Consider the following 16,332-nt stretch of genomic DNA (forward strand, 5'->3'; position numbering starts at 1 on the left):
CGAATCCACAGCCTCCGAAACCTCGGAGACCTCCAAATCCGCCCCCTACCCAACCACCGCCGCGCGCAAAGCCGCCCCGGGACGCATTGCCGAAGGAGAGGAAGAACGCCACCCGCGCGGCAATGCCGCCGCCGATCATCGACAACAGCAGCAGCCCGGCGCCACCGGCAACCAGCCCGGCGGCCAGACCGCGCACCGCGCGCGGCAGCCGTGACAACAGCACCCGCGTGAACGCGGCAGCCAACACGCCCAGGACGATGGCGACGAAGAAGGTCTGGTCGCCGTCACCGCCCGGCTCGCGGTTGCTGCTCACCGGCGGCGGCAGTTCCTCGCCGTCGATCAGCTTGACCAGCACGGCGGTGGCGGCGGTGATGCCGCCTGCGTAATCGTCCTGGCGGAAATGCGGCACCAGGTATTCCTGGATCACCCGGTTGGCGATGGCGTCGGGAATGGCGCCCTCCAGGCCGTAACCCGGCTCGATCCGCACCCGCCGGTCATTTCTGGCGACCACCAGCAACACGCCGTCGTCCACGCCCTTGCGGCCAATGGCCCATTGCTCGATGACCCGGGTGGCGTACTGGGAAATATCTTCCGGCGCGGTGCTGGGCACGATCAGCACCTGCAACTGGCTGCCCTTGCGTTGCTGCAGGGCCAGCGCCTGTTGTTCCAGCGCCTGCTTCTGCGCGGCATCCAGGGTGCCGGTGGTGTCGACCACCGGCGAATCCAGCGGCGGAATGGGCGCCAGTTGCTGCGCCCCGGCCCCGCCTGCCCAACTCAAGCCGAGCAGGCAGACCAGCCACCACAACCAGGGCGCGAGGCGGCTCACCGCTGCCGGCTCACTGGGCCGGAGCCGGCGCTGGCGGTGCGCTCTGCTGCGGCTGCGTGGCCGGTTGCGGGTTGCCGAACTGCACTTCCGGCGGCTGCGCAATCTGCGCCTCGTTTTCCACCGTGAAGTTGGGCTTGGCCGCATAGCCGAACATCTTGGCGGTGATCACCTGCGGGAACGAACGGATGTAGGTGTTGTAGTCCTGCACCAGCTGGATGTAACGGCCACGCGCCACGGTGATGCGGTTCTCGGTGCCTTCCAGCTGTGCCTGCAGGTCACGGAAGTTCTGGTCGGACTTCAGCGTCGGGTAGTTCTCGCTGACCACCAGCAGCCGCGACAGCGCACTGCCCAGCTCGCCCTGTGCCTGCTGGAACTGCTGCAGCGAAGCCGCATCGTCAGCGTTGACCTGGATCTGCCCGACCTTGGCACGGGCGTTGGTGACTTCGGTCAGCACCTGCCGCTCCTGCTGGGCGTAGCCCTGCACGGTGTTGACCAGGTTGGGGATCAGATCGGCGCGGCGCTTGTACTGGTTCAGCACCTCGGACCAGCCGGCCTTGACCGCCTCGTCCTTCTGCTGGATGGCGTTGTAGCCACACCCGGAAATCGAAATCGCCGCGACAACAAGCAGCATCAGACGGAGGAACTGGCGCATGGTCGGACCCTTGGACGGCAGAGGCGCCGAGCATGCCACGGTCCGCGTGCAGCGTGTGCATACAGAAAGGGCCGGCAATATGCCGGCCCTTCGCTCGTCGCGGGTAGACGGGGCTGACAGCAATGCCAGCCAGATCAACGCGCTTACCAGTTGTCCGCGCCCGGCACGTGGTGTGCCTTGGCGTTGCGGCGCATCAGCAGGTTCAGCCATTCCACCATCACCGAGAAGCCCATGGCCGCGTAGATGTAGGGCTTGGGCACATGCACGTCCAGGCCATCGAGCACCAGCACCGCGCCGACCAGCAGGATGAAGGCCAGCGCCAGCAGCTTCACGGTCGGGTTGGCATCGATGAAGCGGCCCAGCGGGTTGGCCGCCAGCAGCATCACCGCCACGGCAAGCAGCACCGCACACACCATCACCGGCACATGGTCGGCGATGCCGACGGCGGTGATCACCGAATCCAGCGAGAACACGATGTCGATGATGGCGATCTGCGCGATCACCATGCCGAAGGACGAAGCGACCTTGGTGGTGGTCGGGTCGGCATCTTCGCCGCCGCTGACCAGCTCGCGGATTTCCTTGATGCCCTTGTAGAGCAGGAACAGGCCACCGACCACCAGCACCAGGTCACGGATGGAGATGCCCATGCCGAGCACAGTGAACAGGTTGCTTTCCATGTGCGCCAGGTAGGCCAGCGACACCAGCAGCAGGATGCGGGTGATGCAGGCCACCGCAATACCGACGCGGCGCGCCACCGGGCGCTTTTCCTCGGGCAGGCGCCCGACGGCGATGGAGATGAACACCAGGTTGTCGATGCCGAGCACGATTTCCAGCGCGCTCAACATGAACAGGGTCAACCACACATTGGGGTCAGCAAGAAACTCAAAAGACATGCAGGAAATCCTTCAACAAAACGTCACTACCACCGCCGCCCGGCAGGTGGTTTCTCAATCAAAGAAAGCGCGGCACCAGGATCAGGCCCCAGCACAGAAGAACATTCATCATCAGCACGAACACCGCGGCCGAGCCCATGTCCTTGGCGCGCCCGGCGAGCACGTGATACTCCGGGCCATAGCGCTCGATGACCGCCTCGATGGCCGAATTGGCCAGCTCCATCGCCAGCACCAGCAGCATGGAACCGATCAGCAGTATCTGCTCGACAGGCGTCTGCCCCAGCCACAGCGCCAGCGGCGTCAGCGCCACGAACAGGCAGACCTCCAGCCGGAACGAGGATTCATGCAGCCAGGCAGCCTTCAGGCCCTGCCAGGACCACTGCGCCGCCTTGAAGATACGGGCCGGCCCGCGCGGCATATGCCCGGTCTGATCAGCCATGGGACACCCGGCAGGCAGCCACGCGACGCTTACACCAAGCTTGCTGAAACAGGAAATGTGCCATGCACGAGGTACCGGGAGGCTGGAAAGCAATCGGCGATTTTGCCACATCTGCCCTCACGCCACCCCTGCCCCCATTCGGCAACCTGATTAGTGTCGAATCTCAGCCGAACTGCCAGTTGGCAAGGAGGGCTTAGATCACTCCCTTCTCCCGTTTGCGGGACTGCAGCCCCCTTTTTGGGGGAAGGTGCCCCGAAGGGGCGGATGAGGGCTCTATTGGTGTTTTGGAGATTGAAGTCCACTTCTGAATGCCACCCGCAACGCATTCATCCATCCAACTTCGCTGCCCTCACCCCAACCCCTCTCCCGCACGCGGGAGAGGGGCTCTCAGCTGAGACTCGACGCTAATCAGGATTCGGTAAGGCCTCAGCGGTAGTGCAGGGTCACCGTGGTGCCCTGGCCTTCGATGCTCTCCAGCGTGATGCGCCAGCCGCAGCGCTCGCACAGCCGGCGCACGATGGGCAGGCCCAGCCCGGCCCCTCGCGGTTGGCCCTCGTCACCCCGGAAGAACGGCTCATACACCCGTGACAGCGCCTCGGCGCTCATGCCGATGCCGGTGTCGCGCACCACCACCCTGCCCTCGGCCACCTCCACCTCGATCACGCCCGCATCCGTGTAAAGGCAGGCATTGCGCAACAGATTGCCCACCACCACATGCATTACCCGGGGCGGTGCCACCATCGGCTGCGGGCCATCGATCAACACGCGCAGCTCAATCGGCTTGCCAACCAGCAGTTCGGCAACGGCGTCCACCTCGCTGTGCACCACCTCGCCCACATCGAAGGCCTCGGACAGTGGTTCCACGTCGGCTTCGCGTGCCAGCAGCAGGAAGGCATCAACAATGGCCTCCATGTCACGCCCGGAACGCTGGATGCGCTGCAGGCTCCGTTGCAGGCGTGGGGTCAGGCCCGGATCGGCCAATGCCATGTCGCTGGCCATGCGGATCACGGTCAACGGCGTGCGCAGCTCGTGGCTGGCATCTCGGGTGAAATTGCGCTCGCGGGCGACATGCTCGCTGACCCGGCCAGCCATGCCATGCAGCGCCAGGGCCAGTTGCTTTGCGTCCCCCTGCACTTCGGGCGGCAGCCGCTCCGGCGCCAGCTCACTGGCATCGGGGTAGCGCGGATCCCAGCGTGCCACCCGCCGCGCCAGCCAGTTCACGGGCGACACCAATCGCCACGAGGCCCGGTAGGTCAGCCATGACAGGCCGTAGATGGCCAGCAGCACCAGCACCACCGGCAATACCCCCAGCCAGAACGCGGCACGACGCGCCTGCGCATGCGGGAAGACCAGATAGAGCCGCGCACCAGGGCCCTGATCGACCAACACCAGCTGGTCGGACGCCTCCACTTCATGGAAGCCCGGCGCCAGTGGGCGCAGCGCAGCCGGAACCTGTCCGTCGGGCTGGCCATCGGCCAGCAGATAGCCACGGATATGGCGGGTGTTGGGCAAGGGCGCTTCCGCCGACTGCGCATGCTGGGCCCAGTAGTGCTGGGCCTCGTCCTCCAGCACCACTTTTACCAGGCCATGCTGGATCAGCAACGACACCAAGTAGCCGCCCAGCAGTACGCCCAGGCTGGCCAACAGCGCCTGCAGAATGAAGGCGACCCTTATCTTGTGCGGCAAGCCGTACGGCATTGCGTCCATCCCCCTGAACCGCCGTGATTATAGGGAGTGACCGCCTGCCACCGACGCCATACCCCGCAACCGCCGCCCTGACCACCGGCGGCGGCCCTGCCCGCCGGAGCCTCAGGTCATGGGTTGACCGATATCGGCGATGCGGTACCCCGCGCTCTGCACGGTGTGCAGCAACGGACGGTCGAACGGCTTGTCGATGATCTTGCGCAGGTTGTAGAGGTGGCTGCGCAGGGTGTCCGAGTCCGGCAGGCCATTGCCCCATATCTCGCGTTCGATCTCCTGCCGGGTGACCACCCGCGGCGATTCGCGCATCAGGATGGTGAGCAGGCGCAGGCCAATGGGCGAAAGCTGCAGCTCGCTGCCGGCACGGGTTGCCCGCATGCTCACCGGGTCCAGCACCAGGTCGGCCACCTTCAGCACCTCGGCACCCACCTGGCGGCGCTCGCGGCGGATCAGCGCCCGCAGGCGTGCTTCCAGTTCCTGGATGGCGAACGGTTTGGTCAGGTAATCATCGGCGCCATAGCCCAGGCCGGTGAGTTTGTCGTCGAGCGTGTCGCGCGCGGTCAGCATCAGCACCGGCGTGGATTTGCGTGCCTCGTTGCGCAGGCGGCGGCAGACTTCAATGCCATCCAGGCGCGGCAGCATCAGGTCCAGCACCACCACGTCGTAGCTGTTCTCGGCAGCCAGCCGATAGCCGTCCAGGCCATCAACCGCGTAGTCCACCTCAAAACCCTTGCCTTCCAGGTACTCGCCGATCATCTCGGAGATGTTGCGGTTGTCCTCGACAACCAGCACGAGCCCGGACGATTCCTTGGTCTGTCGCATGGAGCCTCCTCAGTCTTCAGCTTTGTGAAAGATGCCGGATGGGGAGTAGAAACCATGTGAAGGCACTGCCGGACAACTGTCTCATATGTAACCAATGGCCCACCCGGCAACGAAGCTCCGATTCTTTCGGGGCCAGACGGCCAGCCGGACCTATGCTATCGGCCCATTCCGATGACGCCGCCCATGCCCGCCCCCTCCTTTACCGCGTATCTGTATCCGGTGCTGCTGCTGGTCGCCAGCAATGTCTTCATGACCGTGGCCTGGTACGGCCACCTCAAGTACAAATCCGCGCCGCTGCTGACCGTTGTCCTGGTCAGCTGGGGCATCGCCTTCTTCGAGTACTGCCTGCAAGTGCCCGGCAACCGCCTGGGCAGCGCGGTGTACTCGGCACCGCAGCTCAAGGGCATGCAGGAGGTGATTACCCTGCTGGTGTTTGCGGTGTTCTCGGCCACCTACCTGGGGCAGCCGTTGAAATGGAACCACTGGGCGGCGTTCGGACTGATCCTGGTGGCCGCGCTGTTGATGTTCAAGGAGTGAGGCTACGGCGGCTGACAGGTAGGAGCGCCTTCAGGCGCGAAGCCAGGGCGCCATCCGCCAATGTGGTTCCTGCAGTTGCAGGCGGTATCGGCTTCGCGGCCGAGGCCGCTCCTACACCTGCCGCGTCGGTAGGAGCGCCTTCAGGCGCGAAGCCGGGGCGCCACCCGCCAATGCGGTTCCTGCAATTGCAGGCGGTATCGGCTCCGCGGCCGAGGCCGCTCCTACACCTGCCGCTTTGGCAGGAGCGCCTTCAGGCGCGAAGCCGCGGCGCCATCCGCCAACGTGGTTCCTGCAATTGCAGGCGCTGGCGACTTCGCGGCCGAGGTCGCTTCTACGGGGCTGATTCGACGTACTGCGCGAACACCGCGTCGATCTTGCTGGTGTCCACCGCCGCGCCGTCCTTGACCGCTTCGGCCTGCTCGAACAGCGGGATGATCATCGCCATGCCGTCCAGCTTGGTCTTCAGGTGTACGCCCGGCGCCTTGCCGAGGAAACCGTCCCAGCGCTGCCGCACCTGCGCCCAGAAACCCGACGTGCCCTTCCAGTACGCATAGGCCGGGGCGAAGTCGACTTCGGTGGTCTTGATGTAATCGTTGAAGCCGAACTCGCGGGCGATCTCCACCTGGCTGCCGTCGGCATTGCGCTGCACCTTGGTGTTGAACTGCTCATGCGTCCAGCCATTGGGCGTAAGCGTATGCCGGTTCACCACCGACAGCGCGTTGTAGTCGCTGCGCCTGGTGTACTCGCGACGCGGCAACGGGCGCCAGCTCAGGTCGCTGGTCCAGGTCGGCACGTTGTTGTCGTAACGCCACTTGCCGGTGCCGCAGTAGCGCGGTGCGTCGCTGACTTCATACACGCACTGCGTCCACGCGCCCTGGTTCACCGCGGCCGGAATGCTGCGCACCTGCCAGGTCTGGTCAGCGCTGAACTCAAAACGGTTGGGCGCTTCGTACACCCAGTCCTGCCGCCAATGCTTGGTCACGTGGCCGCTCTTTTCGTCCACCAACAGGTGCTGCAGCACGATCCGCTGCGGCGTGTCCTCGATGACGATCACCACTTCATTGCCACCGCTGCGCATGGCTGCCGCGCGCTCGTAGCCAGGCTTGAGCAGGACGGTTTCGTCGAAGGCGAAATCCACCGTGTACTCGCCCTGCATGGCCAGGATGGAATCATGGTCACGGACGATGCTGGCGGGTGCTGCGCTGGCGGCACCGCAGGCGGTGGCGAGCAGCAACAGGCTGGCGTGATGAAGCTTCATTGAGCGCTCCTTTGAGCGTTGCGAAGAGAGAATGGCCTTCCGTGGCCGAGATCGATCCTTCAGAACCGGCCCTTGCGGAACCAGAGAGAGAAGCTGCCGTTACCAGGACACCGAGACGCTGGCCGATACCGTGCGCCCCGGGTTGCTGTAGCGGTCGATGACCGTGCTGCCGGCGGCCAGCGTCGAGGTGATGCTGGACCAGTCGATGTAGTTGCGATCGGCCAGGTTGAACACGCCGACGTTGAACTTGGCGCCGGGCGCGAACTCCCAGTGGCCCATCAGGTCGAGCACGCCATAACCGGCCGGACGATAGGCATCGGCCTCGGCGACGCGGCTCTTGCGCTTGGCAAAGGTGCCGGCCAGTTCCACGCCCCAGGCATCACGGTCGTACATCAGGCCGACGGTGCCGCGCAGCGGGTCCACCGAATCCAGCGGCACATCCTCGGTGCGGTTCTGGCCATGCGACCACGCCACCGCGCTGCGCAGTGACCAGCCTTGCAGCGCTTCGCTGAGCTGGCCGAAATCAACACCGGCTTTCAACTCCGCGCCATAGATGCGGGCTTCGGAAATATTCTGCGACTGGAACACCAGCAGGCCCTGCGCGTTGCGGCCCACATTGCGCTGTGACTCGATGAAATCCTTGTAGTCGTTCCAGTAGCCGCTGACGCTGACATACGCGGCCGGGGTCAGGTAACGCATGCCCAGCTCAACACCATTGCTGGTTTCCGGCTTGAGGTTGGGGTTGGGAATGGCGGTGTAGCCAAACATCACGTTGGTGAAACCCAGGTTCACGTCGTTGTACGGCGGCGAGCGGAAACCGTGCGAATAACCTGCGAACAGCGACCACGCATCGTCAAAGCGCCACACCATGCCCAGCTTCGGTGACACGCTGGTCTTGTTCAACGAGGCAACGGCCATGCCCGGGTTGTCCTCACGGAAGATGTCATCCACCTCCGGCTTGAGGCGGTAGTGATCCACGCGCAGGCCCGGCACCAGCGACAGATGCCCCTCGGCCAGGCGCATTTCATCCTGCACATAGAGCCCAAGCTCGGTGGTCTTGCTGATCGGGAAATCACGCACCGGGAAGGCATCGGGAAGAATGGTGGTGCTGGTGCTGCCATTGGCCAGCACCTGGAAGCCATCACGCTTCTGCTTCACTTCCGTCCAGGCACCATCAAAGCCCCAGGTCAGTGCATGTTCGACGCTGCCGGTCTGCAAGGCCTTGTTGAACTGTGCCTGCGCGCCGTATACACGCTGGTCGAAATTGAACTCGCGGTGACGACGGCTGCCGTTGGTGCGGCCTTCATCGGTGATCTGCGTGGTCTCGCTGTCCTGGCGGTACACCTGCCAGCGCACGCTGTCGGCAAACGCTGCATTCAACGCATCCATTTCATGCGCGAACGAAACACGCGCGCGCGTCTGCTTGTCGTGCGCCGTCATGCTGGTGGTGGTGCGTGCCGACGGGGTTGGATGCGTGGCATTGACCGATGAATAGACATCGGTATCGGTGATGTCTTCATTGCCTTCCACGGTCAGCCGGAAGCGCTGGGTATCGTCCGGCGCATAGACCAGCTTGGACAACACGCTGCGACCATCGCGCTGCTGCGGGTTGGCCGCCGTTCGCGTGTAGTCCTGGCTGCGGACATCACCCTTGTTGTCGGTTTCCTGGCCTTGCCGATGGTTGACGTTGACCATGCCGCTCCAGTGGTCGCCACCGAAGGCGGTGGTCACGCTGCCCAGCAGGCCCTGCCAATCACCGTCGTAGCCGAACTTCAGGCCGACATAACTGTCCTTGCCGTCCTTCAGATAGTCGGCCGGATCCTTGGTGACGAAGGCCACCACGCCACCCAGCGCATCGGAGCCGTACAACGAGCTGGCCGGGCCGCGCACGATCTCCACCCGCTTGAGCGTTTCCAGATCGGTGAAGTTGCGGTTGGCGTTGGCGAAATTGCCGATGTCAAAGCTCTTGGGCATGGCAATGCCATCGGTCTGGATCAAGACGCGGTTGGCGTCCAGCCCGCGGATGCGGAACCCGCCCACGCCGAAGCGCGCGGCGCTGCGGGTCACCGAGATGCCGGGTTCGTAGCGGATCAGGTCACCGATGTCGTGCACCAGTTGGTTGTCCAACTGCTCGCGGTCGATGACGTTCACCGTGGCGGCGACATCGCTGACCGCGCGCTCGGTGCGGGTGGCGGTGACCTGCACGCGGTCGAAATCACGCGTGTCGGCCGACGCCGCGGTTTCCGCGTGCACGGGAGAAAGCACCGCCCACAGGGCAGCACTGAGAACAGTTGGACGAATCATGGAAAACCGGAATCCATTGGAGATGTAGAACCCTTGGCGGGACGCCCCGGGTTGTTTCACCACCCGGTCGCGGCCAAGGGGGGAGAGAGACTGGCAATTTGGACGGGCCCGCCGCCGCCGCGACGTCGGCCCACAGGCAATGCGGCCTGGGCTTACTTGGTCAGGATCAGCTTGTCGTTGCTGGTATGGCGCAGGCGATACAGCTTGTCGCCGTGCTGGATGACGATTTCACGCTGGCCCTTGAGCAGGGCGCCGCTGTCGACAACGCCGTCGGCCGACATCAACTGGACCGGACGCTGCGGCAGGTGGAGGGTACGGGGACGAAGCAGGATGGGCTGAGCGGACATCGGGGTGATTCCGTGCTGGGGACGGAGTTGATGATAATGATTCTCAATACCAATGCAAGACCCATTCGCAAAAAGATTTCGCAGCGCCCGTAGGAGCGGCTTCAGCCGCGGAGCCCGAAGATTCTTCCGCAATGGCCAGACCCTGCAATTGCAGCCATGCAGACACAAGTTGCATCGCCAATTTCGCGGCTGAAGCCGCGCCTGCCCTGCCCCCGGATAACAGAACGGCCCGGCGGGAGGCCGGGCCGTTCTGGGGGACATCATCGCTACCGGGAACGGCGGCAATCAGCCGAAGATGGCCTCGATCCGCTGCCAGCCCTGCGCGTCCACGCGCGCCAGCACGTCCAGCGCACGCAGGTTTTCTTCCAACTGCGCAACCCGGCTGGCGCCGAGGATCACGCTGGACACATTCGGGTTGCGCAGGCACCAGGCAATGGCCAACTGCGCCGGCGACTCACCCAGCTCGGCGGCCAGCGCACTGAACGCCCGCACCTTGCCCAGGCGATCATCGGCCGGTTCACCGAGCACCGAGGCCTGCAGCCATTCCAGCGAGGGCTGGCCCAGGCGCGAATCGGCGGCAATGCCGTCGTTGTACTTGCCGGTCAGCAGGCCCGAGGCCAGCGGCGACCAGATGGTGGTGCCCAGCCCGGCATCGGCATACAACGGCGCGTACTCCTGTTCCACGCGCTGGCGGTGCAACAGGTTGTACTGCGGCTGCTCCATGCTCGGCGCGTACAGGTGATTGGCGCGGGCAAAGGCCACCGCCTCGGCGATCTGCGCACCGGACCACTCCGAAGTGCCCCAGTACAGCACCTTGCCCTGGCGGACCAGGGTATCCATGGCCAGCACGGTCTCGCTGATCGGGGTTTCCGGATCCGGACGGTGGCAGTAATACAGGTCCAGGTAATCCACCCGCAGGCGCTTGAGCGCGGCATGGCAGGCATCGGTGACGTGCTTGCGCGACAGCCCGCGCTGGGTCGGTGCCGGGTCTTCGGCCGAGCCGAAAAACACCTTGCTGGACACGCAGTAGCCATCACGCGGCAAGCGCAGGTCAGCGATCACATCGCCCATCACCTGCTCGGCCCGGCCCTTGGCATAGCCCTCGGCGTTGTCGAAGAAGTTGACCCCGTTGTCCCAGGCGGCGGCGACCAGGTTGCGGGACTCTTCACGCCCGATCTGGCTGCCAAAGGTCACCCAGGCACCGAAGGACAGGGCGGAAAGTTGCAGGCCGGATGACCCAAGACGACGATACTGCATGGCTGACTCCAGGATTTTCAGGCCGCGCCGGTAGCGCGGAAGGGCTGTCAGTGTAACTGGACGGCCTGCCCATTCAGCGCTTAAACCTTGCCGATACCGGCGCAATCCGGGCAGTTCGCCGCATATGCCCCGAAGATTCTTGCCGGGCATAAGCCGCTGCTCTAGGCTTGCGTCTTTTGCGGGCTCGCCCGGGGATTCATCATGGTCGAAGGTTTGGGCAGGATCGGCTTCGGCCTGTTCGGCTTGGCGGTGCTTCTGGGCATCACCTGGCTGTTCTCCAACAACAAGAAAGCGGTGGACTGGAAGCTGGTTGCCACGGGCATCTCGCTACAGATCGCTTTTGCTGCGCTGGTGCTGTTGGTTCCCGGCGGCCGCGACGTGTTCGACTGGCTGGGCAAGGGCTTCGTCAAGATCCTGAGCTTCGTCAATGAAGGTTCCAACTTCATTTTCGGCAGCCTGATGGATGTCCCCAAGTACGGCTTCATCTTCGCCTTCCAGGTGCTGCCGACCATCATCTTCTTCTCGGCGCTGATGGGCGTGATGTACCACCTGGGCGTGATGCAGGCCATCGTGCGGGTCATGGCAGCGGCCATCACCAAGGTGATGCGTGTGTCCGGCGCCGAAACCACCAGCGTCTGCGCCAGCGTGTTCATCGGCCAGACCGAGGCGCCGCTGACCGTGCGCCCGTACATCTCCAAAATGACCCAGTCTGAGCTGATCACGATGATGATCGGCGGCATGGCGCATATCGCCGGCGGCGTGCTGGCCGCCTATGTGGGCATGCTGGGCGGCGGCGACCAGGCCGCGCAGGCGTTCTACGCCAAGCATCTGCTGGCCGCCTCGATCATGGCCGCACCGGCCACGCTGGTGATCGCCAAGCTGCTGGTGCCGGAAACCGGCACCCCGCTGACCCGTGGCACGGTGAAGATGGAAGTGGAGAAGACCTCCTCCAACATCATTGACGCGGCCGCTGCCGGCGCCGGCGACGGCCTGAAGCTGGCGCTGAACATCGGCGCGATGCTGCTGGCCTTCATCGCCCTGATCGCCCTGCTCAACGCCCCGCTGACCTGGATCGGCGAGGTAACCGGCCTGGCAGCCGCCATCGGCAAGCCGACCAACCTGGCCACCATCTTCGGCTATGTGCTGGCCCCGATCGCCTGGGTGATCGGTACGCCGTGGGCTGACGCCACCACCGTGGGTTCGCTGATCGGCCAGAAGGTCGTGATCAACGAATTTGTGGCTTACATGGACCTGTCGCAGATCATCCAGGGCAACGTTCCGGGCGTCACCCTGAGCGAGGAAGGCCGCCTGATCGCCACCTATGCACTGTGCGGTTTCGCCAACTTCAGCTCCATCGCCATCCAGATCGGTGGCATCGGCGGCCTGGCACCGGATCGTCGCCAGGACCTGGCCAAGTTCGGCCTGCGTGCGGTACTGGGCGGCACCATGGCCACCCTGATGACTGCAACCATCGCCGGCGTTCTGACCCATTTCGGCTGATTCATCAGCCACCTTTGAGACGTAGATTCCATGAGTTCTGTTGTCGTAGCCGGTTCTTTCAATGTCGACCATGTCTGGCGCTGCGATGCCCTGCCCGCCCCGGGGGCGACCATTGCCGGGCGCTACAGCACCGGCCCCGGCGGCAAAGGCTTCAACCAGGCCGTCGCCGCCTGTCGTGCCGGCGCGCAGACCAGCTTCGTCTGCGCGCTGGGTGAGGATGCCGGCGGTGCACTGGCACGCCAGCTGGCCAACGCCGACGGCATTACGCTGGTTGCCGAAGCCAGCAGCGAGCCCACCGGCACGGCCGGCATCTACGTCGATGGCCGTGGCCGCAACTCCATCGTGATCGGCGCTGGCGCCAACGCCTCGCTGAGCACGGAGTTCATGGCCACCAATGCGGCACTGATCAGCGGCGCCAAGGTGCTGCTGGCACAGTTGGAATCGCCGGTCGAGTCCATTGAAGCGGCACTGGGCCTGGCCCGTGAGGCAGGCGTGCTGACCATGCTCAACGCCGCGCCGGCCAATGCCCCGTCCACCATCAGCCTGCTCAAGCTGGCCGACGTGCTGACCCCGAACGAAACCGAGTTCGCCGCCCTGCTCGGCCGCCATGTCGGCGAGCGCGTGGAAGCCGACGACGTGGCCACGCTGGATGGCGCCAGCCTGCACGCGTTGTGCCGCAAGCTGTCGGGCAGCACCGTGGTGGTGACGCTGGGCGCCGTGGGTGTGTTTGTCTCGCATGACGAAGACAAGCTGCGTGGTGACAGCCAGCCGTACTACCGCGTGGCCGCCGAGTCGGTGCAGGTGGTGGACACCACCGGCGCCGGCGACGCCTTCAATGGTGCACTGGCCGCCTCGCTGGCGCATGCGCCGGACGCAGCGTTCATCAAGCACGTGCGCTTTGCCAACCAGTACGCCGCCCGCTCCACCGAGCAGGAAGGCGCAGCGGTTTCGATGCCGCGGATGACCCCGGCTGACGCCTGAGTCCATCCACATCGTTTGAGCACATGACGGCCCGGAAACGGGCCGTCATGCCGTTCAGGCCCCGGGCTCCCGTCGGGCAACTACAATACGCCGCATGCAGATCGGCCCCTACACCATCGCCCCCAACGTGGTGCTCGCCCCCATGGCGGGCGTCACCGACAAGCCGTTCCGGCAGCTGTGCAAGCGCCTGGGCGCAGGTCTGGCTGCGTCGGAAATGACCATCAGCGATCCGCGCTTCTGGAACACCCGCAAATCCATCCATCGCATGGACCATGCCGGCGAGCCAGCGCCGATCAGCGTGCAGATTGCCGGCACCGAACCACAACAGCTGGCCGAAGCGGCCCGCTACAACGTGGACCACGGTGCGCAGATCATCGACATCAACATGGGCTGCCCGGCCAAGAAGGTGTGCAACGCCTGGGCCGGCTCGGCGCTGATGCGCGATGAAGCATTGGTGGCGCGCATTCTTGAAGCAGTGGTCAATGCGGTGCCGGTGCCGGTCACGCTGAAAATCCGCACCGGCTGGTGTGCAGACGTGCGCAATGCACCGGCGATCGCCCGCATTGCCCAGGACAGCGGCATCGCCGCACTGGCCGTGCATGGCCGCACCCGCGACCAGCACTACACCGGCGTAGCCGAGTACGACACCATCGCCGCGATCAAGGCGATCCTGAATATCCCGGTATTGGCCAATGGCGACATCGATTCACCGCAGAAGGCCGAGCAGGTGCTCAAGCACACCGGCGCCGACGCGGTGATGGTGGGCCGCGCCGCGCAGGGCCGGCCGTGGATCTTCCGCGAGATCGGCCACTACCTGGCCACCGGCGAACAGCTGCCACCGCCGTCGCTGCAGGAAGTGCGCGACATCCTGCTCGCCCACCTGATAGACCTGCATGCGTTCTACGGCGAGCCGCAGGGTGTGCGCATCGCCCGCAAGCACCTGGGCTGGTACGCCAAGGATCGCCCGGAGAACGCGGCCTTCCGCAGCGTGGTCAACGCCGCCGAAAGCGCCGATGCACAGCTGCGGCTGACGCGCGATTACTTTGACGCCCTGATTGCCGGGGAGGCGCCGGTACTTTCACCGGCCGCCTGAGCGCCCGCGGGCAGGAGCTGCGCCCCGCCGTTGCGGTTGCTTGTCCTCCGCTACAAACACAAAGCCCGCCGTGATGGCGGGCTTTGCGGTTCAACACATCACACCAGATCAGGGTGGCGGTCGACCAAGAGCTGCTTGCGCTGCTGGAGATCATCGATCTTGGCCTGCAGGCCATCGATCCGCGCGTCCAGGTCTTCGACGCTGGCTTCGATATGGTCATAGGCCTGCTGCAGCAGCTCCCGCGCCTCACGCCGGCTGGACGCATTGGGCGTATCGCCATGCAACGGCTGGTTCGCGGTTTCACGCATCAGCCACGCCGTTGCCAGACCCACCACTGCTACCACCATCAGGTAGTACGCCGGCATCATCAGGTTGCCGGTGGCTTCGACCAGCCAGGCGGCGGCGGTCGGCGTAAGCCCGCAGATGATCACCGAGATGTTGAACGCCGTGGCCAGCGCGCTGTAGCGCACACGCGTGGGAAACATCGCCGGCAGCGTCGAGGCCATCACGCCGATCAGGCAGTTCAACAACACCGCCAGCAACAACAGGCCGACAAAGATCAACCCGATGTTGCCGCTGTTGATCAGATGGAACGCAGGAATCGCCGCCACCAGCAAGCCAATGCTGCCGGCCGCGATGAACGGCCTGCGCCCAATACGGTCACTGGCCCAGCCCACCAACGGCTGCACGAACAGCATGCCGATCATCACCACGATGATGATGAGCACGCCGTGGTCTTCGGAGTAATGCAGGTTGTGCGACAGGTAGGTCGGCATGTAGGTCAGCAGCATGTAGTAGGTCACATTGGTGACCAGCACGATGCCCACGCACACCAGCAACGAACGCCAGTACTTCGTCGCAATCTCCATGAAGGAAATGCGCGGCGCACTGCCCACGGCGTCCTGGTCTTCCTTCTCCATGCGTTCAAGCTGTTCGGTGAAGGCCGGCGTCTCCTCGGCAGCGTGGCGCAGATACAGGCCAATCAGACCCAGCGGCGCGGCGAGGAAAAACGGCACGCGCCAGCCCCATTCCAGAAAGCGCGCTTCGCCCAGGATGCTGCTGAGAACCACCACCACGCCGGCACCCAGCACGAAGCCGGCGATGGAGCCGAAGTCCAGCCAGCTGCTGAGAAAGCCGCGTTTGCGATCCGGCGCGAACTCGGCGACGAACACCGCCGCGCCGGTGTACTCGCCGCCCACCGAAAACCCCTGCGCCAGCTTGCAGACCAGCAACAGGATCGGCGCCAGGATGCCGATGCTGTCATACGAGGGAATCAAGCCGATGCAGAACGTACTGATCGCCATCAGGATGATGGTGGCCGACAGCACTTTCTGCCGGCCGAATTTGTCGCCCATCACACCGAAGAACACGCCACCCAACGGGCGCACCAGGAACGGCACCGAGAACGTCGCCAGCGCCGCGATGGTCTGCACGCTGGGCGATGCATCAGGAAAGAACACCTTGCCAAGGGCATAGGCAACAAAGCCGTAGACGCCAAAATCGAACCATTCCATTGCGTTGCCAAGCGCGGCGGCGGTGACGGCTTTTTTGACTTTGCCCTTGTCGATGACAGTGATGTCGTCGATCTGCAGCGGTTCATTACGAATTGCAGGTTCACCTGTAGACATGCAGGATCAGTCCTCCCGTGGTTGAGCAGGATGCGTGCGGGCCTGGGCACAGTGAATCCGCGCAGGCCGTAATGCGCACGAATGAATGACCCGC

The 16,332-nt window shown here is 64.6% G+C and carries 15 protein-coding genes; 4 read left to right on the top strand and 11 right to left on the bottom strand.

Features of this window, described 5'->3' with window-relative positions; genetic code table 11:
• From ACVOLO_RS12925 to ACVOLO_RS12950, 6 genes are all read right to left on the bottom strand, one after another.
• A partial coding sequence (locus ACVOLO_RS12925; RefSeq protein ID WP_481570718.1) for a TPM domain-containing protein occupies nt 1-826 on the bottom strand: 826 nt, incomplete at its 3' end.
• A gap of 10 nt (nt 827-836) precedes the next feature.
• Nucleotides 837-1,478: a LemA family protein gene (locus ACVOLO_RS12930; RefSeq protein ID WP_481570719.1), complete on the bottom strand. Its 642-nt coding sequence runs from the start codon at nt 1,476-1,478 to the stop codon at nt 837-839.
• A 143-nt stretch (nt 1,479-1,621) separates the two neighbouring features.
• A complete protein-coding gene (locus tag ACVOLO_RS12935) occupies nt 1,622-2,371 on the bottom strand; it encodes a TerC family protein (RefSeq protein ID WP_481570720.1) in 750 nt (249 codons plus the stop codon).
• Nucleotides 2,372-2,429: 58 nt separating this feature from the next.
• Nucleotides 2,430-2,810 (bottom strand): diacylglycerol kinase, encoded by a 381-nt coding sequence (locus ACVOLO_RS12940; protein WP_481570721.1) that lies wholly within the window; start codon nt 2,808-2,810, stop codon nt 2,430-2,432.
• Nucleotides 2,811-3,236: 426 nt separating this feature from the next.
• The gene (locus tag ACVOLO_RS12945; protein WP_481570769.1) at nt 3,237-4,508 is read right to left on the bottom strand and encodes a sensor histidine kinase; all 1,272 of its coding nucleotides are present in this window, start codon (nt 4,506-4,508) and stop codon (nt 3,237-3,239) included.
• A gap of 111 nt (nt 4,509-4,619) precedes the next feature.
• A complete protein-coding gene (locus tag ACVOLO_RS12950) occupies nt 4,620-5,333 on the bottom strand; it encodes a response regulator transcription factor (protein WP_481570722.1) in 714 nt (237 codons plus the stop codon).
• A gap of 183 nt (nt 5,334-5,516) precedes the next feature.
• On the opposite strand from ACVOLO_RS12950, the gene ACVOLO_RS12955 reads away from it, so the two are divergent.
• Nucleotides 5,517-5,870, top strand: a complete 354-nt coding sequence (locus tag ACVOLO_RS12955; RefSeq protein ID WP_481570723.1) for a DMT family protein — start codon at nt 5,517-5,519, stop codon at nt 5,868-5,870.
• A 331-nt stretch (nt 5,871-6,201) separates the two neighbouring features.
• Here the strand turns inward: ACVOLO_RS12955 and ACVOLO_RS12960 are convergent, their stop codons facing one another.
• From ACVOLO_RS12960 to ACVOLO_RS12975, 4 genes are all read right to left on the bottom strand, one after another.
• Nucleotides 6,202-7,128 (bottom strand): DUF6607 family protein, encoded by a 927-nt coding sequence (locus tag ACVOLO_RS12960; RefSeq protein WP_481570724.1) that lies wholly within the window; start codon nt 7,126-7,128, stop codon nt 6,202-6,204.
• Nucleotides 7,129-7,227: 99 nt separating this feature from the next.
• Entirely contained in the window at nt 7,228-9,432 is a 2,205-nt protein-coding gene (locus tag ACVOLO_RS12965; protein ID WP_481570725.1) for a TonB-dependent hemoglobin/transferrin/lactoferrin family receptor, read from the bottom strand.
• Nucleotides 9,433-9,584: 152 nt separating this feature from the next.
• Nucleotides 9,585-9,779: a hemin uptake protein HemP gene (hemP, locus tag ACVOLO_RS12970; protein WP_481570726.1), complete on the bottom strand. Its 195-nt coding sequence runs from the start codon at nt 9,777-9,779 to the stop codon at nt 9,585-9,587.
• 285 nt (nt 9,780-10,064) lie between these two features.
• Nucleotides 10,065-11,051, bottom strand: a complete 987-nt coding sequence (locus ACVOLO_RS12975; protein ID WP_481570770.1) for a potassium channel beta subunit family protein — start codon at nt 11,049-11,051, stop codon at nt 10,065-10,067.
• Between the two features lie 186 nt (nt 11,052-11,237).
• Between ACVOLO_RS12975 and ACVOLO_RS12980 the strand changes: the two genes are divergently transcribed.
• The 3 genes from ACVOLO_RS12980 (at nt 11,238) to dusB (ending at nt 14,610) form a co-directional block, all read left to right on the top strand.
• The gene (locus ACVOLO_RS12980) at nt 11,238-12,536 is read left to right on the top strand and encodes a NupC/NupG family nucleoside CNT transporter (protein ID WP_481570727.1); all 1,299 of its coding nucleotides are present in this window, start codon (nt 11,238-11,240) and stop codon (nt 12,534-12,536) included.
• A gap of 30 nt (nt 12,537-12,566) precedes the next feature.
• Nucleotides 12,567-13,517, top strand: coding sequence for a ribokinase (locus tag ACVOLO_RS12985; protein WP_481570728.1), 951 nt, complete (start codon nt 12,567-12,569; stop codon nt 13,515-13,517).
• 94 nt (nt 13,518-13,611) lie between these two features.
• Nucleotides 13,612-14,610, top strand: coding sequence for a tRNA dihydrouridine synthase DusB (dusB, locus tag ACVOLO_RS12990; protein WP_481570729.1), 999 nt, complete (start codon nt 13,612-13,614; stop codon nt 14,608-14,610).
• A gap of 98 nt (nt 14,611-14,708) precedes the next feature.
• Here dusB and proP read toward each other — a convergent pair whose 3' ends face one another.
• The gene (gene proP, locus ACVOLO_RS12995) at nt 14,709-16,238 is read right to left on the bottom strand and encodes a glycine betaine/L-proline transporter ProP (RefSeq protein WP_481570730.1); all 1,530 of its coding nucleotides are present in this window, start codon (nt 16,236-16,238) and stop codon (nt 14,709-14,711) included.
• Nucleotides 16,239-16,332: the final 94 nt, after the last annotated feature.

It is taken from the genome of Stenotrophomonas sp. STEN056, assembly GCF_056759635.1.